Below are 22924 nucleotides of genomic sequence, written 5' to 3' on the forward strand. Positions count from 1 at the left end.
GATTACTCATTATTCTGATTCAATAGATTATGAACACAAGAGATTTGCAGCTCAATAATTTTATTTATTTGTTTGCTCGAATCATACCGTGCTTGCAAGAAAGCAGCATGAGCTTGAAAAACTTGTAAATTACTTACATCTACATGTTTGTAAGGAGATTGCGTAAAGCTTTGAGAATTGCCATCATCAATACTATCTAATAAAGCATCTTCACTAAGCGCTTTATTCATATTCTTTTTTCCTGATATTATAGTCATTGAAGCATTAATAAAACCTTGAACTTCCTTCAAATTGTAAACATATTTTTCGTGTTCCAATTCTGAATATAAGTTTTCTTGCCTACAAACTATATCTTGAAAAATTTTGCGATTCTCTTCATCTAAGATTACATCAAATATTCTGTGCTTACCTAAAGTAAGAGTTTTAGACATTGACATTTTCCGAGTCAAGGTTTCTCCTGATTGTTTATAGAGTGGAGATAGATTTAAAGCAACCTGATGACTGACAAGTTTTGCAAGCGCTTTAATAATTGAAGTCTGATCGTCAATACCTTTTTGGTTTAAAGATACGGTAATGTGTTCTTTATTTTCGAGAATTTTATTAATTAATCGAGAACTTACATTGCTAGAACCTACTTCGATAAAAATTCTTGCCCCATCCTCATAAACTCGATTAACTAATCGAGGAAAATCAACCTGATGACAAAGCATTTTTGCGATACTGTGAGCAAGTTGATTCCTTTCAAGGTTCAGTGGTGTATAGTCAGCAGCAGAGTAAAAAACAATATTGGAAGTCTTTTTAGTAGCTAAAGTATTCAACTCTACTAATTGTTTATATTCTGAGTGCATTGGGAGGCAATGTATAACTAAATCAAAGGGAAGATATTGAGCATTACAATTTAATTGTTTAATAACTCGTTGGCAAGCTTGTTTCTCGCCAGCAATGCCCACTTCGTTTGGAGAACTAATTATAGTAATATATACACGGGTTTCAGATTTAATAGATTGCTCAACTGCGGATGGGTTTGTTAACAGAATATAGCTACTCCAAAAATCATTGTCTTTTAAATTTATATTTTTTGATAATTCCCAATACTCATGCAAAGCTTGCTTTTGACCAGATAATCTCTTTTTAAATAGATAGGATAATTGTTTAACGTAGCTTTCTTGATGCAAATCACTGTCACTCCAAACTCCTTGGGAAATTATCATATTCATTTCACCCAGACTGATTCCAAAAGCAAATTTTGGCTGGATTTGGAAAATATGCTGCAAAATAGTAGTATTAACGCCAGCGATTTGAATTTCTATTTGAGAAGTAACTTCTCCGTTCGCTAAATATTGATTTTCGAGTGCTTCTAAGTGACTCTTAGACAGTTTATTTAAACTTCTTGGGTAAAGTAACTTTCCATTTGCAGCAACACGGCTGTTAAGGTTGTTGGTATTTAAGTAATCGAACACTCCAGGTAATAAACGGAAAATATCTTTACCGACACCTAAAAAAGAAGTACCAGAACTGGGATATACATAAGAAACTTCTCCTCGCTTACCTAATGGATTAGCAGTAAAATAACTACCAAGTGGTGTTTGCCAATCTTTACTAGTTGCAAAGGCATTATTTATACCTTTGTGAGCAAATTTCATTTCTTTTGTTAACTCATCTTTGTTATGCCCTAAAATCACTAGAGTGTAGTTTACATTTTGATGCTGTTTGAAGATATTGAAAGTTTGAGTTGCAGTTACTTCAAGCGAGGAAGAATTATCGATAGTTTGTTGTAAATTTGCCAATTCTTGGAGTAATTCGCTGTGGGTATTGCTTGCGATTGGGAAAAGATAAAAAGGAGTTTTCTGGAAGTTATGGCTACTGTGTGATTTTTGGTTGGGTTCTTCAGACATAATAATGTGGGCGTAACTCCCATCAATGCCAATACTATTTACCGCAGCGACTCTGTTTGCTTCTTCTTTTTCGATAAACCAAGGTGTTGATTCAGTTGCAACATAAAAGCGACTATCCTTCCACATTTGCGGTGCTTTTACTTTTGACCAATTAGGTGTAGGAGGTATATACTTATGATGTAAACAAAGTGCTGTTTTAATTAGGCTAGCAATACCTGATGCAATGAATGTATGACCGATATTGGCTTTGACGCTACCGATCGCACAGTCTAAACCGTTTTCGCTATGTCCGTAAGCTTGAAGCAATCCTGCAATTTCCGCTTCATCTTGCTGTTGTGTGCCGCTACCAAATACTTCAAGATAATCAATATCACTAGCTTGAATACCTGCAACCCGGAAAGCATTTTGACAAGCTTTTGTCACACATTCAGCATCAAAACTAGGTAAACCAGTTTGTAATTTATCTAAGTCATATTTATGGTGTGCAAAACCAATTGCATCAATCACTGCGTAAATGCTGTCACCATTTTTTTGAGCGATATCGTGACGCTTGAGAACAACTGCGCCAGCACCTTCTCCAATACTCCAACCATTGCTGAACTCGTCGTAACTTAAAGTATGTGTACCTCTATTGATTTTTGCAAATTGATTTTGTAACCAGACATTTTCTAACCCACCAGCTAAATCAACAGCACCAACAACTACAGCATCAACCTCTCCAGCAGACAGTAACATTTGTGCTACTTCTAAGGCTTTAAATACCGAATTTTCACCTGCACTGAGAGTAAATGAAGCACCACTGAAATTCCATAACGAAGAAATCCGTGTTGCCATGAGATTTGAGGTGTAGCTCAAAGAAGCAATGCTTTCAACTGGTTTTGTTAGACTATCTTTGAGAATCGTTTCTAGTTGGGTAATTTTTTTAGCAGACAAAGTAATTTCCCCATTACGTAGACCTTCTTTTATCTGCCAAGATAAGTGCCATCTTTGATACCCTCCATGCACTGTCAATTCAGTATCCGCAGCAATAATTATTGCCACATTACTTCCTTCCTGAATATGTGCATCCGCGATCGCTCGGTTTGCTACCTTAAGCATAAGCATATGCTGCGGATTTAACTGTTCAACTTCATTCGGAGGAATTTTGCAAGCGATGGTATCGATTTCAAATTCTTTTATATATGCTCCTACTGCTATTTCAACATCAATACCGCGTTCTGTGAGTATTTCCGTTCGATCTTCCATTCCATGCCATCTTTTTGCTGGAAGAGAAATAAAATGCTGCGTTCCATTGTAAATAGTGCGTTCAAATGCATCTTGTCCATCACAACTACCAAAGATGGCATCCATACCAACTATTGCTAGCTTGGCTGGTTGAATTGGTTTTGGTGTTTTACCCAGAGCATCAATGACTTCTGATTTCTCTGCCTGTTCTAAAATTAGGTGAGAATTACTACCTCCAAAACCAAAAGCACTGATAGCAGCACGTTTTATTGATGATTTGCTTTGCCAAGCGGTTGGAGTTGTCACAATACTTTGAGATGACACTAGACCTTGTTCGGCACCTACAGGTTCAGTGATATGAATTGAAGGTGGAATTACTCCATTAGACATACTCTCAATTACTTTAGTCAAACTCACCATCCCCGCAGCAGTTAATAAGTGACCAACATTACCTTTTGCTGCACCTAGCGGTGGAATCGCTTGATGTTTACCAAAAAAGCTTTCTATCGAATTGAGTTCAGTAATATCTCCAACTAAAGTACCTGTTGCGTGACACTCCAAATAATCAATATCTTTTGGACTAATTTGTGCTTCTTTGTAAGCACGCTCAAATGCTAAAATTTGTCCTTTGGAGTTTGGAACTAATAAATGTTTTCCTCGACCATCATTCGATAATCCATTCCCGCAAATAGTCGCAAGTATTTTATCTCCATCACGAATTGCATCGCTATATCTTTTTAAGACTACTATCCCCACTCCATCAGACGTAATTATTCCTCGTGACGATTTATCGAAGGGACGGCTAATACCATTATCTGGATATGCTTGAATAATCGAAAAACCCATTCGTAAACTTAAAGGATCTGTGCAGCTAATAGCTCCTGCTAGCATTAAATCAGCTTTGTGCGTCCACAAATAATGTGATGCCAGTTTAATTGCATAAAATGATGAAGAACATGCAGCGTCTAAACAGAAATTAATATTAGACAAAGAAAATGCTTGAGCAACTAAAGCCGCAGGAAAGCTTGAAATCATCCCATTATAAAGAGAAGCTTTTTCTTTGATTCCCGCAGAGGGTAAATTAAAAGTTTCTTGCTGTAAAAGCTCGGCAGTTGCAGCTTCTATCACTTGCTGATACAATGGTGCAAACAATTTCTGCGAATATTTAGTTGGTGTTGAGAGATTACCTAAAACTACACCACATTTTGAAAGAACAGATTGATTTTTTATATAACCACTTTGTTCAAGTGCTTGTTTAGTAGCATATAAAGACCATTTGTAAGTATCATCAAGACTTTTGATTAATTCTCCTGGTAAATTATATTCAGAAGCATTAAATTTAAAGTCACGAATGAATCCTCCTTGACGAGAATAAAATTTATCTACCTTACCTTTAATTTGATCGTAAAATACTTCTGGATCGACGCCTAATTCTGAGAATATAAGTTCAGATGTAGAATCTTTACCAGCAATTAAATTCTGCCAAAACTCCTGACTGCTTTTAGCACCAGGAAAAAGACAAGATAATCCAACAATTGCAATTTTATCCACAAGTATCTCCTTTTGTTTGTACAAATTATTGCTGAGAAATTAGTACGAAGCAGATATTCAAGATGCTTCTGATTGTGACTTATTCGCGTAAGTCATAAACCAACGTATAAATGTAACTCCAAATAAACGTGCACTCACCTTTCCTTGGGAATTGAATATGACGAAATCAGCCACTAAATTAAAATCTGTTTTAGACTTAATTTCACCAGATATATAAAACTCTTCATTGTATGGTATAGTTGCAAATTGTTCGTACTTTTCCAATGAGGCAGGTAGAACAGATTCTTGATAAAAATGCTGCAACCAGATTCCTAAAGGATGAGTACTGATATCAAGAGCATAGGGATTAAACCACTGTACAGGAAACTGCCCTTGTTGTTTAGCTTCTATTTTTTGCCAAAAACACTTAGCAGTAAATTTTTCTCGACTAAAAGTTATAAAATTCTTTATTCCTTGAAAAGAGGGACCATGAAAAAGCATCCCTACCCAGCTTTGATAAAAATTATTATCTTCCCAATAGGGAATTGTATTTTCTTGCGTTTCCGGAAAACCATTAAAGGGTGCAGGAGGTATTTCACGCAATAATTTAAAATCTCCACTAAAATGATATCGTATTTTGTGAGACTTTCCGCTAGAGATTTTTGCAAATACTTCAATTTCTTGAGAGTTATTATTTTTTACTCTTTCTTGAATTTCTAAAATGTATTCCTCGACAAAATTTTCGTCAAAAATAATTCCTTTCAGGACTTTGAAATTTGTACAATTAAATAATCGATACCCTGGATAAAGATTTTCACAAGTATTTATAATCCACGACACTGCACAAGTTGTAGGTAATACAGGCTTGCCAGCGATAACGTGATCTTGTAAAAATGGGTTTTCTTCTAAAATTAGCTGACGATGAATATGATACGTTTTTAATTCCGAATTTAGTTTTGTTGCAGGTGGAGTTATTGGACTAGCAATTAAGACTTGTGGTGTTACTTGATTACCAGAATTAAGTTCTTTCACTAACATTTGCGTTCCAATTTCTATCGGAATAATACCAATATTTCTTTCAGTGAAAGCTTTTTTCAGTTCTGGTGTCACCATGCCATTTTCCCAAGGTCCCCAGTTGATGGCAACTACATGACAATTTGGATATTTTTGCTGAATTAAATGAGCCGATTTATTCAGGATTTCGTTAGCCATAGCATAATCTGTTTGACCAACATTACCGTAAAATCCCGATGTAGATGAAAATAAAATAAGATGCTGAAGTTGAGATATATTTACGCAAGAAAGAAGATTTTCTAAACCTTGAACTTTTGCTGCATAGACAATTTCAAAATCTTGTTCTGTTTTCTTTTCAATTAATTTATCTGCTAAATTTCCTGCACCATGTATAATTCCTGTAATTGCACTAAAATGTGTAACTTTTGCATATAAACTCACATAATCTGTGATATCAATATTAAAATACTCTGCACTACCTCCTGCTTGTTGAACGCGAGAAAGCGTATTTTTGATTTCTCGACTAGCAGAAATTTGATTAAATATCTTTTGTACGCTAATTGGAGTTGGCTTTTGTGCTTGAGAAAGCTGGTACTCCATGATGGATTTTTTTAATCCAGATTCATCAAAATAGTTTTGAACATAATCTGGTTCAAATTCGATAATGGGTGAACGACCAAGTAATATAAACTTGCATTGATATTGTTGTGCTAATCTAATTACACATTCACTTGTCACACCTCTTGCTCCTCCACTAACAAGAAATACTGAGGACGAATTAATTCTATTTGCTAATTTCATAGATGCTCTCGTTAGATGAAAGTTTTCTGTAGTAAAGCATAGGTTTTTTGAGCGGCAGATTAAATGTAAAGAGAAGTTAAGCTCCACTTAAGTTCGACACTAAATGAACGAAAGTAATAAGAGCTTGTTGCCGTTTTTGCGTAAGTCCTGAATAATTAAAACCCCAGTAGGTATTTGCTATCCTCTGTGCTAATTAGAGTTGTTCGTCCTTGTGAACCATAAGCAACTTCGGAAATATAAAGATTTGGATCATGCAGTTCGGCAATGATGTGATGTGCTGATTGTTCAGCATTAATACTAGAACTCAGGTCAATTGCTCGACAAAATACATTTGGCCATTCCCATTTCAGGCTTTTGCTTAATCCAAACAAGCTACCACCAATGACATTGAAATTACCTTGATTTGAAAGTCCAAATGCTCCATCAAGACGAACTACAGTGCAAAAACAACTGCGTCCGTAGCTGGCGGCATCTGTGAGAGATTTCCTCAGATGTTTTGCTATCAAGAATATATGTTTAACAATTGCCTTTTCTGCTTTCAAATAGGTAATTTGATAGTTATCACCTGCTGCAAGGGTAGGATGGAGATGAATAAAAATGCCAACTGTTCCGTAATTTGTGGTAATTTCACCCAACTTTTCCTGTAAATGTTCTTCGCTCAAATTTTCCAACATAATACGATTTATGCTTTGGGGTAATGGCTGTTGGTGGAGGAGTGATTGAGGAAAACTTAAAACAACAACCTTCAAACCCCGATCAATAAGTAACTGAGCTAGTTTTGTAGTCGTAGGAGAACCATCATCGGTAAGTAAACTGATGTATCCCTGCGGTAGTGTAAATCCTAAAAAATCTGGTCGAGGAAGAAATTTGAGTTCTACCGGACTACGAACAATATTGTGGTCATTATGCTCTAAAAGCTGTTGCTGGTTATTAGACTCGTTGAATAAGTTTTTTTTTTCACCAGCAGCTAGCTGTTGAATATATTCGACTATTTCACGGATGGTGCGTTTTTCTGTAAGTTGTTCCAAATTTGGTTGCGGTAAATCAGGATATAAAGCTTGCATCGCGGCTAAAATTTCCACACGCTTGATAGAATCGATTCCCAAATCTGCTTCCAAATCCATGTCAAGTTCCAACATTTCTACTGGATAACCTGTTTTATCGCTTGTAATTGCAAGTAACTTATCGCTCAACTCCGTAAAATCAATTTCTACCCCTAGTTCCTGGTTTTTAGATTCTAATTCAAATCTTGTAGTAGCTATTTCAGGTAATTGTTTGGATTGAGCGATCGCCGATTCTGCATTTTGTACAATATATTCTGGAGGATTTGCTAATGTTTGCAGATATTCTACTATCTGAGCAATGGTATGTTTTTCTGCAAGTCGTTCTAAATTTGGTTGTGGTAAATCAGGATATAAGGTTTGCATCGCGGCTAAAATTTCCACACGCTTGATAGAATCGATTCCCAAATCTGCTTCCAAATCCATGTCAAGTTCCAACATTTCTACTGGATAACCTGTTTTATCGCTTGTAATTGCAAGTAACTTATTACCCAGTTGCTCAATGTCAATATTTACGGTAGGAGTAAATGTTTCTTGATTATTCAATTCTTCAATGTTTTTATCTTGCCATACCTCATTTGTATCAACTGCATCTGCAATAGTAAATGTTTCTTGATTATTCAATTTTTCAATCTTTTTATTTCCCCATAATTCATCTGCGTCAACTGTAGTTCCAGTAGTAGGCGATTCAAAATTAGCGATGTGTTTACCATTTGATGCAGTAGCTTTTGCAGGCAACTGAGAAAATTCTACTAATTGCTGCTTCTGAGTATTAACAACTAAATTAGAATACTCTTGTTGTAATCTGTCAAAAAAGTGCCTACCGTATTCTATCTGATGTTGAAGGTATTGCTCATGAACGCGTAGGGTTTCACTATGATAGTTATGAAACTGCAACATACCACGTTCTAAACTGTCTATTATTTCCGGCGTAAGTTCTCCATAATTATCTGTCAGCTTACTATGAGTAAATAAATTATTCTGTTGTTGCATCAGTTGGAAAAATGTTTTGATGTAATCCTGCTGATGGTTAAGATACTGCTCATGCAGTTGTAAGTTATTGCTTTGATGTTGCTGAAATTGCTTCAGAAAGTATTCTAAACTTTCTAATACTCGTTGATTATTCACAGCTTGGTCTGATTTGGTAGATATCTTTAAACCTGGTACTGAAAGTTCTTTCATGGGAGAAATATTAGTTACAGGCTTACCATTATGTACTTTATGTTGCATATTATTTAGATGATTTTCAAGCTCTTTTGACATTATTCTTGAAGGCAAAGAACCATTCTGATGTGATTTGACCTCATGACCATCAAGTAAAGCATTTGAAAATGCTTTTTTAGTTTTTTCTGAAACATAGTTAGTACTATTTAAACGTACTTTCCAATTCTTAGTTTGTGGAATTGTGGGAAGTTCCGAAGGTATTTGATAAGGGTCAATATGCTTTAATTGCAGTCCTGCAACACGCAATTGCACAACAGCTTCTCGTAATGAGCGATCGCTATCTTTCTGGTTGTTAGGGTTCAATGCTACAGCTATGTGTGGACGTTGACCTAAAATATCTTTTACCAAGTTAGTTAAAACTCGTTTCGGACCAAATTCAACAAAGCAATAACCTCCATCTGCGTAGATATTTTCAATTTCTTGATTAAACAATACTGAGTTGGAGAGATGATTTTCTAGTGTTTTATTAATTAGTTCCGTTTCACTAGAATAAACCTTACCTGTAACATTTGTATAAACTGATATTTTTGGTTTGCTAAAAGTTACACGCTTACAAGCGTTAGCAAATCTTTTGCGAGCAAATTCAATCAACGGTGTATGAAAAGCAGCTGCAACAGGTAATAGTACCGCAGTTGTACCTTGATTTTGTAAAATCTGCTGTATTTTAGTTATCTGAGCAGAATTTCCTGCCAGGACAACTTGATGGGGAGAGTTAAAATTAGCAATTCTGATTTGCGGAAATTGCTCAATTAGTTCTTTGACTTTATAAATATCTTCTTTAACGGCAAGCATTTTCCCAGCATCACCAGAGTTCTGAGAAGTTGCCATTGCTTGCCCTCTAGCTTTTACCAAAAAGCAATAATCTTCTTCACTCAGTACTCCCGCAGCCCACAACGCCGTTAATTCTCCAAAGCTATGTCCGGCGGCAAAATCAGCTTGAAACCCGGCTTTTTGCAAAATTTGATACATTCCTGCACTCAAAGCTGCGATCGCAGGTTGAGCATACTCTGTTCTTTGTAGTGCAGTAGCTTGGGCATCTTTTTCTGTTTGGGTAAAAACTGGTGATGGAAAAACAATCTCCGATACTGATTGTAAATTATCTTGGCGTAATAGGCCATCCATACGCCCGTAAAGCTGTTGTAATTCTGGGAAATTAATTACCAATTCCTTACCCATCTCTAAGTATTGGGAACCTTGTCCAGAAAATAATGCTACTACTTTTCGTGATAAATCCATCCCACAAGTATGATAGTAAATTCCTTGTGGATGATCCCAAAAATTGAGGTTTGATTTTTCTTTTAAACAATTAATTGTTATTTGCAGAAACCTGCTAGCCTCAATACGAGACGCTACAACAAATCCTACTCTTGCTGCCGAAAGGGGAATTTCAACTGATTTGCAACTTTCTACTAATTCCGTATAGTATCTGTCGCCTAAATTGGACTCAAGCTGACTGAGAAGTTCTTGACATTTGTTTAATAATTTTACCGGGGTTTCGGCAAATAGCAACATTGTATCTGGAGTTGATTGCAAACGATAAGCTTCATTCTGCTTGCCTAAGTATTCTTCCAGAACAACATGATAATTACTGCCACCAAATCCAAAAGAACTTACACCTGCTCGTCTTGGTGTTTCATTACCATGAATCCAAGGTCTAGCTTCGGTATTTAAATAGAATGGTGAATCTTCTATATTGAGTCTTGGGTTTGGCTGAGTAATGTTGATTGTGGGTGGTAATATCTTATGATGTAGCGCCAGAGAAGCTTTTATTAGGCTTGCTGCGCCTGCTGCCGCTTTAGTATGTCCAATTTGAGATTTAACACTACCAAGAGCAATATATGGGAAGCCATTGTGTTCTCCAAAAAATTCCTTCAAAGATGCGAATTCTGTAGAATCACCAGCTAGAGTAGCTGTACCGTGGGCTTCTATCAAACCAACAGTTTCACGAGCAAAGCCTGCATCTTCATATGCCCGTTGTAATGCTTTCACCTGCCCTTCTTTTCGGGGTGCATAAATACTCTTGAATCGTCCATCACTAGAAGCACCAATTCCTTTGATGACTGCATAAATTTTATCATTATCCCTTTCTGCATCTTCAAGGCGTTTGAGTACTAACATCCCAATACCTTCTCCTACAAGTATCCCATCAGATTGGGCATCGAAAGGGCGGATATTTCCACTAGGAGACATCGCAGGTGTTTTACTAAAACAAATATAGGTAGTGATTGAGTTATTAGTATCTACCCCACCAGTCAACATCATGTCAGATCGATGTTCTACCAATTCACTAATCGCCAGCTTTAAGGCGCTCAATGAACTGGCACAAGCTGCATCAACAACACAGTTCATACCTCCAAAATTAAAGCGATTGGCAATTCTTCCTGCAACTACATTTGCCAACATACCAGGAAAAGCATTTTCGTCCCACTCTACATATGCACTCTTGATTTTCGCAATAATTTTCTGCGTATCGTCATCAGATAAACCACTGCTTTTTAAAACTTTTTCCCAAACAGGATAGTGAAGCCTTGCCGCAAGTGGCATACCTAGCTGATTGGACTGTGCAACTCCTAGAACAACCCCAACTGTTTCACGATTAAAATCATGTTTTTCATCGTAGCCAGCATCTTTCATTGCCTCTTTTGCTACTACCAAACTCAATAGTTGAGAAATATCTGTTACTTCTAAAATGTTAGGTGGAAGTCCAAATTCCATCGGATAAAAATCAACATCTGGTATAAATCCACCTCTTTTACAATATGTTTTTTCAGGTGCTTTGGGGTCTGGGTTATAATAATCATCGATATTCCAGCGTGAGAGCGGAACATCAGTAATACAATCAACTTTATTAATAATATTTTCCCAGTATTCTCGCAATTTTCTAGCTTTTGGAAATAGAGAAGACATACCAATAATGGCAATAGGAGTAGTATGTAATTTTTTATTAATTGTTGTTGTAGTTTGCATGGATTTTTGCATTTGGCTATTTTGGCACGAAATCACTTTCAACAAAGTTCTTTCACAATGAGTCATGTCCTGAGATAACTTCGCTATAGCTATGTCAACTTTTTTAAAGTACATATACTCATCACTATTTCATTCAGAGAAAACGCATCTAAATGACTCTTGACTAATAAGGCAGGGCGGAAATAAACAAAACATATTATTGGAATAATAAATAATCACTTCCGGTTCGCTCATTTTTTCCGGAGTCAGAAGAAATGCTACTCAGGGGTAAAAGATTGCTCGGCAAGCACTGATGTGTGCTTTTTGGGAATATTTCCTTTGGTATACTTTTTGCCTTCCATTTTTTCTAACTCCGTAAAAAATGGGCGAATTTGGAGTAATCAGGTTTAAAACCCTTTAGTTGATAGTTACAATACATCTTAGGTATTCACCCTTACTAAAAACATCTGAAGAAGGTCTTGTATTTTGACTCAACGAAAGTCCTAGCCTAACCACGACTTTCGTTGAGATGTTGATTTTTGAAGAAAATTATTGTGTGGCGCTCGTTTTATGCAGTCTTTCCTCAAATTCCAGCCTAATCCATTTCGCTTTTTGGTATATACCGAATGGGTCATGCTTACAAGCTGCGGTTCCCTAGCCGGATTGGAAGCGATCGCTGGGCGGCGGTTGCCTCTTGAGCATATTTCCGTTTTGCTATTGCTTTGCATGATGGGGTGGGTGCTGCCAACGGGCAATTTGCCCGTAAAAATCCTCTATACATTAGCTGAAATTGGTTTAATTTTCTACGGAACAACGCTGGGATATCTCCACATTTTGCCGACGCTGTACTTGATTGTGTTTATTCGTAGTTGCTTCATCTTCAGTACGATCGGACGTTGGGCAATTTGCGGAATGTTGCTCGTGCTGTTTTTGGACAATCAGATCATCTACGTGCAGAATATGACAAAGCTTATGCCCCGATTAGAAGAGCAGTTTTGGATGCATCTGGTTGCAGAAACACTGATGTTTGGGTTGGGGCTGTTCTTGGTGCTAATGCTGGTCAATACACTCTTGTCTGAACGTCAGTCTCAGGGGGATCTAGCGATCGCGCATCAGCAGCTTCAGCAGTATGCCCTCCAGTCAGAAGAGTTGGGAGCTGCCCAGGAGCGCAATCGGATTGCTCGTGATATTCATGATTCTTTAGGATATGTGCTGACAGCGTTGAATGTGCAGCTACAAACGGCAGTGATCCTCCAACAACAAGAGCCAGATCGGGCACAACCCTTTTTGCAGCAGGCTCGACGGTTAGGTATGACTGCTATGCAAGAAGTGCGAAAATCGGTGCAGGCATTGCGCCAAGAAAATCGAGCAGAGCAGTCTTTGACTGAGACGATAGCCGCTGTGGTCGATGATTTTCGGCAGGCAAGTGGTATTCAAACGCAAATGCAGATAACAGGAGAGACAGGAGGAATAGGTAATATTGCAGTGTCCTCTGCGATCATAAATGCACTATACCGAATTGTTCAGGAGGCGCTGACTAATATTTATAAGTATGCTCAAGCAACAACAGTGACAGTAGAAATTGAGATAACATCCGAAATCGTGCGGCTGAGTGTTGTAGATAATGGATGTGGGTTTGATCGGGGTAGCTCCATTAGGACAGGATTTGGACTACAAGGGATGCAGGAGCGAATCGCTGTACTGGGAGGCACGTTCATCTTGGAAACAGAACCAGGAAGGGGCTGTCGAATTGGAGTGGAAGTACGTCTGACAAATACTTTACCAGAAGTGTCATCTAGCTAGTTAATTTATGATTAATGTGTTGATTGTGGACGATCAAAGCCTGATTTGCCAAGGGCTAAAAACGATGCTAGAATTGCAGCCAGATTTGGAGGTAGTGGGGATTGCCAGCAATGGTGAGATGGCAATAGAGCAGGTCGTAGCCCTCCAACCTGATTTGGTGCTGATGGATATACGAATGCCATTGATGGATGGGAGAGCCGCAACAATAACGATTTGTGAACGATTTCCCAATGTGAAAGTGCTGGTACTCAGCACGTTTGATGATGACCAGTATATTGTCGAGTCAATCCGGGCAGGTGCGAAAGGCTACCTGCTCAAAGATATGCCCGTAGACGAGTTAGTGCAAGCAATTCGGCTGGCGTACCAAGGCTATGCTCAGTTGGCTCCAGGGCTGTTAGAAAAAATGATAAACAATCCCTGGGGCATCGCTAAACCAATCGCTTCGCCAGAATTGAAGATGCTGACGAAGCGTGAGCAGCAGGTCTTCCAGTTGATTGCCGGTGGAGCTACCAATCGAGAAATCGCTAAACAGTTAGTGGTTACTGAAGGCACTGTGAAGACTCATGTGACACATTTGCTAAATCGCCTCGATTGTAGGAACCGCGCCCAGTTAGCGATCATTGCTAATTCCTCATTGACTATTGTAGAGGAATAAAAAAGTTCAACAATAAATAAAAAAGTTCTACAATTTCTGTTGGGTGCTTTACCCCGCTCCAGGCATCCGTCCATGAATCGCTCGCAAGTCTTACCGCCGTGCGATAGCTACGTTATTACTAGAGCGATCGCGCCCACATGCGCGTAGAATCACTCTCCTAATTGTTGAACTTTTTTATTTGAGTTTGGTGTCTCTGTGTTGAAAAAGTAGTAGAGTGATCCCTTTTCCATCCCCAAATTGTTCAACTTATTTTTACGTGGACTTGCACCCAACCACGAAAAATCAATGCTTTGAGAGACTAGAATTGTTGAACTTTTTTATATGCTTACAACTATCTGCAATAAAAGATTCAATTAAATTTGGATCTTTGATAAGTACTTTAAACTTTCAATCCCCAATATGGTTCAAATACCAATTTTATGGTTCAAAACTTTTGTTTTCATAGATATTTGAGTAAAAATAAAATATTTCATTGAACAAGCGATCGCCTACTCAACTCGTAGCTGAATAATAATGATAATCAAGCCGAACGATTGATACGAACGTCTTTCATATCAGTCTTTTTATTCCTTACACGATAATCATTATTAGTAAAAAAACTCGAATATTAAAAGTGAACTATAAACTGGATACTCATTTCTGAAGCAGATTATGAGTTAAAATCTCAATTTTTAGTTCAAATCACAATGAGATATCTCAAAAAGATTAATAGCAAATCATTTGACGATTGTTACTAAAAATATCTACAATCAGTCTTTTATACTTAGTGTTAATTAAACTAAATAATTATTAGTTGTAAATAGATTTTGAAACAATAACTTGAGCAAAGGTTCTGTTTTGTAACTGTAACCTGAGCAAACATACTCAGGCATGATATCAAGCAACTTAAATTTCCCTTTTAAGCCGTGAAACCTAGAAATAGCAAGAGTTGAGCAGCAGATTGTATTTTCAATAACTTTATTTTAATGACAATAAACCATGAAAGAATAGGACTTTGAGATAGGCGGATATAAAAGCGATCGCTCTGTCGAAAAAGAAATCAGATCAAGCAACAGAGGTATTTTCACTCTTTATGTTTACTGTCTTTACTTTGGGACGTATAACTTGAGCAACCCGCTTTGAAAGCATAAAGTGAGCAACTTGCTCATCTTATGCTTACAGTGACATAAACATCGTCGTCTGAAAGTTTTTTGCCTTGATGAAGCACAAAATCTCAGTAAAGTTGCCAGTGGTCGAAAATTACGCGACCAGACAGACTGTATTAAGTCCCTAGCAAACCTTACTCAAGTCAAATTCGTACTGGCAGGTACTTATGACTTGTTGATACTTCGTAACTTGAGTGCCCAGTTGTGCAGGCGCAGCCTGGATATTCATTTTGAGCGATACAAAGTCGAGAATGAAGAAGATTTAAAAGCTTTCAGAGGTGTTGTTCAAACTTTTCAACGTCATTTACCTTTTGAAGAAGAGCCTGATTTACTTAAATACTGGGATTTTTGCTACGAACGCAGTTTCGGTTGTGTCGGTATTCTCAAAGATTGGTTATCTCAAGCATTGGCAATGGCGTTACTGGATGGAGCTAAAACTCTCACTCTGTCGCATTTAAAATCTTCTGCCTACTCTCATGAACAATGCATGATTATCTTCAACGAAACACGATTAGGAGAAAAGCAACTTGAGTTTACCCCAGATAGTTCGGCTTTGAGAATTGCTTTAGGTTTAGAATCTCATCATGGGTCAGCTACACATAGCACGTCCCAGACAACCAATACTAAATCTCGTCGCTCTACTACTGGTAATACTAAACCTCAACGTCGTACTGTTGGAGGTGGTGAAAATGTCGGTTGAAAGTTTGGCTAATTATGAGTCGTGGGACTTAACGATGAACCAACTTCCAAAACGCAGCCATCTTTATTCTCTTAAACCAATAGGTTTTGGTACACCCACAGTTGAAAGTTTTACTAGTTACTTACAGCGCTTGGCTGCTGCACATGGTGTCTCGATTGCTAGTTTAATTCGCTATAAAATTACGCCGTTATTTATTCAGAGCAATCAACCACCCGATTTCTTGAAAGCTGATGATGCTATCAAAATGCTCATCAATGCTTGGCATCGAGAGCCTGCACTTTTACAACAGCAGTCTGCTAAATTTTGGTTAGACCGAACGCAACATGTTTCAAAGGTAGTTGCCATCGTTGAGAAATTAACTGCTAGGCTTGATCTGAGTTTTCTGACTTTACTTCAATGGCACTCCTGGCGACTTAACTTCAGTCATATTTTCCATACTGAACAACGTTGGTGTTCTGGCTGCTATCAAGACTGGCGTGAAGCTGGTTTACCTATTTATAACCCTTTGTTGTGGACAATAGAACCTGTCAGTGTTTGTCCAGTTCACCAACGTTACCTACAACTGCGGTGCTTGTACTGTGGTTGTTTTCAACAGTTTCTCAATCTGGACTGCCATTCTTTTGGTTATTGTTGTGTGTGTAATGCATGGTTGGGTCGGTTTGTAGACAATACTTCTTTTTCTCAGGGGTCTCGGTTTGATTGGGAAAAGTGGGCTGCTCAATCTGTTGGCCAGATTTTTGGCGCTATGCCAACACTTAGTTCGACTTCTTTTTCTCAAGTTACCCCGCCAGCTAAATATCGGCGAAAACCTACTCTCACTAAATTTTTAAGGTGGTGTTACAAACTTGGAATTAATCCTGTTAAGGGTTTGGAAATTCTCTCGATTATACCGAGTGTAGTCAGTTGAACCCAGACCAGAGCTACTGGACGGTGCTTCCTTTTCCGTAAGCATAAGATGAGCGACCTGTTTTGAAACCATAAAGCGAGCAACTTGCTCATCTTATGCTTACACGCAAATTTCTCACAAACAATAAAAAATCAATTCACATCGCTTGATGTAAGACATTTTTTGATACATCATCAATTGAAATTTATGATGGTAAATAAAGTAAGTACAAAATAGCCATTATTAAGCTAAAACAGCTACTAAGCTTTTTGCTTGTACTGGGATTGAAACACTCTGCTCATAAAATTAAGCATCCAAAACAAGGCTTAAATCAAACTAAGCCAAAAATATTATTAGAGAGAAGGTGAAATGCTGCTTGACTCGAAATTAAGCGGTATTCGAGAGCATTTTTAAGCATCTGTAAGCAGCAGCAAAGATATGTTTTACAGGACTTGAGCTAGTAATCGCAATTAAAATTCGCCGTGAGCTTATAGTAATTAAGGCTCCTAACTTCAATAATTTTGTCCGAATAGTCCCAACTTGAGAATTTTTTAATTCGGTTTTGGCTAAACATTGTGACCGCAATGCATTCATCAAAACGTAAGCAAGAGAAGAAAACCATAAGCGTAGCTGATTTCCTGCAAATGTATGAGTACTGGTTCTATCACTAAAAAGCTCAAGTTGTTGTTCCTTAAAACGATTTTCCATCTCCCCTCGCTTACAATATTTTTGTCTGTAGAGTTGACCAGGGGGTACTTTATTGGTAGGAAGACTTGTAACAACAAAACGAATATTATTTCCCTTTATTCCATATTCGACCTTACAAACAACACGACGACTACGACTCCAAGATTCACGAGTCTGATAGTCTAAGGACTTATGCCAAATTGAGTTATCAATCAGGTCACAAGCAAGTTCAAAAATTTGTTCATCTGGTTTAAATAGAGTTTCTAAAAATGAAGTTACTGTTGATAACTTCTGCTCAAACTCAAGCGAAGCTCTATTTTGAGTCGCCGTAGCCATTTTAATTAAACGGCTGTTTCGCGCCAATCCAAAAACGTAGTCAACTCCAGTCTGCGACTCACACCATGTCATAATATCGTCTCTGGAATAGGCACTATCTCCTCGTACTAAAATCTCAACATTCTGCCAATGTTGACGTATTTGTTTAATGACTCTTTGCAACTCTTCTAACGCTCCAAATGCTGGATCTACATTAGAAGGACGAAGTTTAGCTGCTAATAAGTGTTTGCCACAAAAAATATAAAGTGGAGCATAGCAATATCCTCCATAATAGGTATTGAAAAAAACTTGCTCCTGATTGCCATGTACTAAATCATCAGTTACATCTAAGTCCAAAATAATTTTTCGTGGTTCTTTTGAGTAGGATTTTAAAAATATATTTACAAATAGACTTTCAATTTCTGCTGAAGAATGTCCAATTTTATGGTAACGACTATCTGCTCCTTGTTCTACATCTTCAGGACAATGTTCCAGCCTATTTAATGTACTTTTCCCTGCTAATATTACAGGCTTATCTTGTACTCCAATCCTTTTTCCTAATGATAGAGCAAACATCGGATCATGACGTAATTCTTCATGGTCATTTAAGTCTTCGTATCCCATGACCAACCCGTAGATTCGTTGTCTAATTAAGTTTTCTATTGAATGGTCAATTCGATAAGGCTTTCGGTAATCTTGGAAACATAGTGCAAACTGTGATGTGATTTGCAGCTTTCTATCTATTTCAGCAATTAAGCTTAAACCTGCATCAGATGTTACTTGTCCACCCTGGAAATTAACTACGACTGGAACTAACTTTGGCTGTTCAAATCTGAACTGTTTCGGTATACGATCTGTCGAAGCTGGGGTCATGCTCTATAACTGCTGAAATACTTGCTATATATACATTTTCGCAGTTTTTGATCCCTTTTTTTCAGATTTTGTGAGAAATCCGCGTTTCGGTAATCTTGGAAACATAGTGCAAACTGTGATGTGATTTGCAGCTTTCTATCTATTTCAGCAATTAAGCTTAAACCTGCATCAGATGTTACTTGTCCACCCTGGAAATTAACTACGACTGGAACTAACTTTGGCTGTTCAAATCTGAACTGTTTCGGTATACGATCTGTCGAAGCTGGGGTCATGCTCTATAACTGCTGAAATACTTGCTATATATACATTTTCGCAGTTTTTGATCCCTTTTTTTCAGATTTTGTGAGAAATCCGCGTTACAGTGACACCAACCATCAAGTAAGGTGTCTGCTCACATTATGCTTTAGATTACATAGTAGTACAAGGCTACAACACAAAATAAGTAACCCTTATCTTTTATCCGACATAAAATACGATTAATACCACTTTCCTTGATATACAACACTTTCACCAACATTGTGACTGTAACCATAAGTTTGCCGGGGCGGCACGTTTATGCTTTCAAAACGCCTGTGTAGGTTCGCAGACTAAGTGAAAATTGTCGCGGACTATGTGAAAAATTGTCGCAGACTAATTGAAAATGACCTTGTGTAACCCTTATTCCCTCGTACTATACGGCGATCGCTAATTAGAGAAGTATTTCTCCAAAGCGTTATACTGTAATGAGTTGCAACCTTTTATCCTCATTTGGCGGAAAATTTCAATTAGTCCGCGAATTTGGTAGGAATTTTTCATCTAGTCCGCGACAAATTTTCAATTAGTCTGCGACAAGATAAGTTGAAACCCTGATTACTCCGTTGAGATTTTTTCAATTAGTCTGCGAACCTACACCTGGGCAAGTTTCGGTGAAAAATTAGTTTTGATGCATGGGTGGTAGGAAGTTAGAGGGTGTATTGGCAGCCAAATCTTCGACATCATCGAACCACATACACTGCCACACAGGCTTATTGCTTTGATTAGAGAGCGGAGCTATCAATTGTTGCCGCCAAAAGTCAACGCTTTCAGTTTCTTCATTAACTACTTGATTGAGTTGCAGTCCACCTAACCATAGATGACAGATTGAGCAATATCCTGGACGAGAATACCTTGATAATGGTGGAAACTCTTGCTGGCAGTGAGGGCATTGCTCAATCAGTGACTGATGCTCATGGTGAGGGCATTCCTTGATTGTGTTGACTAACCACAGCAGTGGATTGTAAATTACTCGATTATTGGTACGCCAGGTGTCATAGCATACTGGGCACCAAGCTTGATGTAAGCGCAGAATGCTAAACTCGAAAAAAATACTTGCCCACTTTAATGGCCACAGACAAGATAAATCTTGACGCTGGGTTAATTCTTCTAGAACTTGAATTATAGTAGTGGCAATGTTAACTCTGGTTTGGCTTGCTGGAGTTAAAGAATCTTGAACTCCAAATAAATGATTAATGATGTTGATGGAACTAGCACTGCTTGTTTTGTGCCCCATCAGTGGAACAATTTTTGACAAAATTAGTTCTTCAGCAGTTATGGTGTGATAGTCGGCAAGGCGAGCAACATATCCACTTAAGCTCTCCATATAAAGCGTACCAACACCAATTGGCTCTAATGGAAATAATTGACAACGTTGTGGAATTGTTGGTTTTTCCAGATTCCAAAACTCATCTTCGGTATAATAATCAACTAACATCAAGATTAATTCCTACAGGATCTCTTTTAGCCAGACGTTTTCCAACACGACCTTTCGTTTGAGATGGTTGCCTTACATCTTCATTGGTCAAACTGGGTGTTACAGTTGCAACCTCGTTGTGCCATCGCTTCTCTCCAGCTTGTGCTTCCTGTTGAATTTGCTGCCGTCGTGCTTTTGAGTATTCGTTTTGTTGGATATACTTCGCATTGAGGGTTGTCGCATTCTCTGCCAAGGCGTTTCGTAACGCTTTTGTCAACCAAGTTTTGAGGAGACCAACGCTGCCAACTGAGTAATCCAAAAAATATTCATATTGTTCTACCAAGCAAGGTTCTTCTACCATTGGTAAATGTGCCTGAAATGTTCTGAGAACCCGCATAAACTCAGCTATATCCTCTTTGTTGTCTGTCGAATAACGAGGTAAATGTATATCATCGCTGCGTCGGCTGACTTGACCACTGAGGTGACAGCAGTTGAGTAAATCATAAGTACCGAATAAAATATGTACGACACCAGTAACATTAGCGATAGATTTTATCCAATTCATCTGATGTAACATTTGTTTTCCTCCAGCAACCATCAGCAAATGTTGGGCTTCATCTATCATTAATGCTGTTAATTGATGGTGTCGCATAGATTGTTCTAAAGCACGACGCACAGTATCAGAACTTTTGGAAGCAAAGTATGTAGCCGAAAGAGTGTTTGCATACTTTTGATAATTTGATGTACTATTTGTAGTGATTGAATTGAGCGAGATTTTCTCTAGAGATTCTAGAACCCGGAGGTAGTAATCTTTATAATTAAACTTTCCTGCTTCATTAGCAATTGCCTCTATACCTGCGACTGGGATCTGACAAATATTACTGTTCATAGATGCTAATGCACCTTCCATTAACAGTTTTTTCAGTTCGTAGTCGTAAAGTAGTTTTCCCTACTCCTGCTGGGCCAACAACGAACAAGACACAGATATCTGTTGGTTGTTGAAGATTCATCAACAAAATATCTAAAGCCTGTTTTAACCGTAAATGTCCAATTGTAATCCTCTGAAAATAGTTCAGCCGCTCGGTTGATGATTGAGTAAGAAGTGCTTGAGGAAATAGACGTTTGTGTTTTATTGCCATAACTCCTCTTGAGTATGGGGTTGAATTTGTTCTAAATCTATTGCTGGAATATTTAATTTATCTGTTTGTGATAAAACTTCAGTAGGATTGGTTGTATTAATGTTAATTGGATATTCATCAAGATAAGTTTTTGTCTGTTTAATATTATTTTGATACAGCAATTGACGCATATCTAGTGCAGCCAAATCGTGCAATCTTTGTGCCTGTAAAGTTTCTTGAGCTTCTGCTGATTCTAGATACTGTGCAAGTTCCTTAGCCCTAATTGTTATCTTTTGGTTATACTGATTTTTCTGCTGGCGCAATTCAATACTTGCAAGTCGAATTTCTCTTTCTGAATGACCTTGTAAGGATGAGTAATATTCAGAAATACACCGCACCCAATTACCTTTGACATAAGCATAAGCAGTCCCGACATCAATGGGTCGTATCTAACTGGGACTTGAGTTCCTTCAACTTCAGGATTAAGAAAGGAATCATCAATTGACCAGTAGTAAATAGAATGAATTTTTATACCAATTCTTGGTATTATTTTTGCACTTCCCTTCGGAGTTGAAGGCAAGGTAAAAATTTTAAAGTTTCATCATCTAAAATTTTTTCTCCATAGCGCATTCCACTTTGATTAAGACCTCTTTCAAATGCAGCATTAGGAGAGAGTCCTAACGCCAGATGCTCTCTACAGTCATAAATCACATAAGCATATTCACAAAAATATTCATATAATTCTGGCAATGTCCAGACAGCTTGTACTTTTGGGTTATTTGCTTTATTTACCAAGCGAACCTGTTTAGTAATTTGAGTATTGCCTTTTAGGTTGTAAAAGAATTCTGTGTTGGTTGTGCCAAAAAAACGTTCAATAAGCGAACCAAATCTTGGACTAGCAACGGGGCGTTGTTTTTTTGTGCAAGCAAATGCCGCCAGAAGAGTTTCAAAGTAAATACTGCCAAACTCTACACCATTATCCATTATTAATGTTTCTGGGAAACGTCCAAGTCGCTGCACACAAATTCGCAACACCATCATGCAAGAGCGATATGATGGTGGATCAAAAGTTAAATAGATGGCAAAAATGCGGCGGGAGAAAGCATCAATAAGAATCGTTGCCCAAGGTCTGCCTAAACAACGTCCAGTGCGAGAACAAACTAACTCAATATCTAATTCCGTATGGTCAATGTGGCAGATTTCAAATGGACGACTGCCGTGGTTAGGCGTGGAAAGCGTTAATTCGTGATAAAAAGGATTCTTTTGGTAAGCTGCTCTACTACCTTGTCTTTGGCGAGTTTGCCGTACTGGATCTCGTTGATTAATACGCTTACAGAAA

General features: G+C 37.8%; 14 protein-coding genes. 4 read left to right on the forward strand and 10 right to left on the reverse strand.

The features are described from left to right. Nucleotides 1–2 precede the first annotated feature (2 nt). The 3 genes from GTQ43_RS38650 to GTQ43_RS38660 all read right to left on the reverse strand — a co-directional run bounded on the left by GTQ43_RS38650 (nucleotide 3) and on the right by GTQ43_RS38660 (nucleotide 11830). Nucleotides 3–4670, reverse strand: coding sequence for a PfaB family protein (locus GTQ43_RS38650; RefSeq protein WP_265277931.1), 4668 nt, complete (start codon nucleotides 4668–4670; stop codon nucleotides 3–5). Nucleotides 4671–4727: 57 nt separating this feature from the next. Then, the gene (locus tag GTQ43_RS38655; protein ID WP_265277932.1) at nucleotides 4728–6464 is read right to left on the reverse strand and encodes a KR domain-containing protein; all 1737 of its coding nucleotides are present in this window, start codon (nucleotides 6462–6464) and stop codon (nucleotides 4728–4730) included. Nucleotides 6465–6619: 155 nt separating this feature from the next. Further along, nucleotides 6620–11830: a type I polyketide synthase gene (locus GTQ43_RS38660; RefSeq protein WP_265277933.1), complete on the reverse strand. Its 5211-nt coding sequence runs from the start codon at nucleotides 11828–11830 to the stop codon at nucleotides 6620–6622. A gap of 435 nt (nucleotides 11831–12265) precedes the next feature. Here GTQ43_RS38660 and GTQ43_RS38665 point away from each other — a divergent pair, with 435 nt between their 5' ends. From GTQ43_RS38665 to GTQ43_RS38680, 4 genes are all read left to right on the forward strand, one after another. Continuing rightward, a complete protein-coding gene (locus GTQ43_RS38665) occupies nucleotides 12266–13498 on the forward strand; it encodes a sensor histidine kinase (protein ID WP_265277934.1) in 1233 nt (410 codons plus the stop codon). A gap of 7 nt (nucleotides 13499–13505) precedes the next feature. Beyond that, complete coding sequence (locus GTQ43_RS38670) at nucleotides 13506–14153, forward strand: response regulator transcription factor (protein ID WP_265277935.1); 648 nt, start codon at nucleotides 13506–13508, stop codon at nucleotides 14151–14153. 1347 nt (nucleotides 14154–15500) lie between these two features. Next, complete coding sequence (locus GTQ43_RS38675) at nucleotides 15501–15998, forward strand: hypothetical protein (protein WP_265277936.1); 498 nt, start codon at nucleotides 15501–15503, stop codon at nucleotides 15996–15998. Continuing rightward, nucleotides 15988–16905, forward strand: coding sequence for a TniQ family protein (locus tag GTQ43_RS38680; RefSeq protein WP_265277937.1), 918 nt, complete (start codon nucleotides 15988–15990; stop codon nucleotides 16903–16905). Before GTQ43_RS38675 ends, GTQ43_RS38680 begins: the two co-directional genes overlap by 11 nt. Before the next feature lie 366 nt (nucleotides 16906–17271). On the opposite strand, the gene GTQ43_RS38685 is transcribed toward GTQ43_RS38680, so the two are convergent. The 7 genes from GTQ43_RS38685 to GTQ43_RS38715 all read right to left on the reverse strand — a co-directional run. Further along, on the reverse strand, nucleotides 17272–18759 hold the full coding sequence (locus GTQ43_RS38685; RefSeq protein ID WP_265277938.1) for an IS1380 family transposase: 1488 nt from the start codon (nucleotides 18757–18759) through the stop codon (nucleotides 17272–17274). After that, a complete protein-coding gene (locus GTQ43_RS38690) occupies nucleotides 18756–19031 on the reverse strand; it encodes a transposase (protein ID WP_265277939.1) in 276 nt (91 codons plus the stop codon). The genes GTQ43_RS38685 and GTQ43_RS38690 overlap by 4 nt, the downstream gene beginning before the upstream one ends. 641 nt (nucleotides 19032–19672) lie before the next feature. Continuing rightward, nucleotides 19673–20488 carry a TniQ family protein gene (locus GTQ43_RS38695; protein WP_265277940.1) on the reverse strand — a complete coding sequence of 272 codons (816 nt, stop codon included), beginning with the start codon at nucleotides 20486–20488 and terminating at the stop codon, nucleotides 19673–19675. Then, the gene (locus GTQ43_RS38700; protein WP_265277941.1) at nucleotides 20478–21356 is read right to left on the reverse strand and encodes an AAA family ATPase; all 879 of its coding nucleotides are present in this window, start codon (nucleotides 21354–21356) and stop codon (nucleotides 20478–20480) included. Before GTQ43_RS38700 ends, GTQ43_RS38695 begins: the two co-directional genes overlap by 11 nt. Then, on the reverse strand, nucleotides 21346–21606 hold the full coding sequence (locus GTQ43_RS38705) for a hypothetical protein (RefSeq protein ID WP_265277942.1): 261 nt from the start codon (nucleotides 21604–21606) through the stop codon (nucleotides 21346–21348). Before GTQ43_RS38705 ends, GTQ43_RS38700 begins: the two co-directional genes overlap by 11 nt. After that, nucleotides 21597–21983, reverse strand: coding sequence for a hypothetical protein (locus GTQ43_RS38710; protein ID WP_265277943.1), 387 nt, complete (start codon nucleotides 21981–21983; stop codon nucleotides 21597–21599). The genes GTQ43_RS38705 and GTQ43_RS38710 overlap by 10 nt, the downstream gene beginning before the upstream one ends. 148 nt (nucleotides 21984–22131) lie before the next feature. Next, on the reverse strand, nucleotides 22132–22924 hold a 793-nt coding region (locus tag GTQ43_RS38715), incomplete at its 5' end, for an integrase catalytic domain-containing protein (protein WP_265277944.1).

It is taken from the genome of Nostoc sp. KVJ3, assembly GCF_026127265.1.
Classification (GTDB): domain Bacteria; phylum Cyanobacteriota; class Cyanobacteriia; order Cyanobacteriales; family Nostocaceae; genus Nostoc.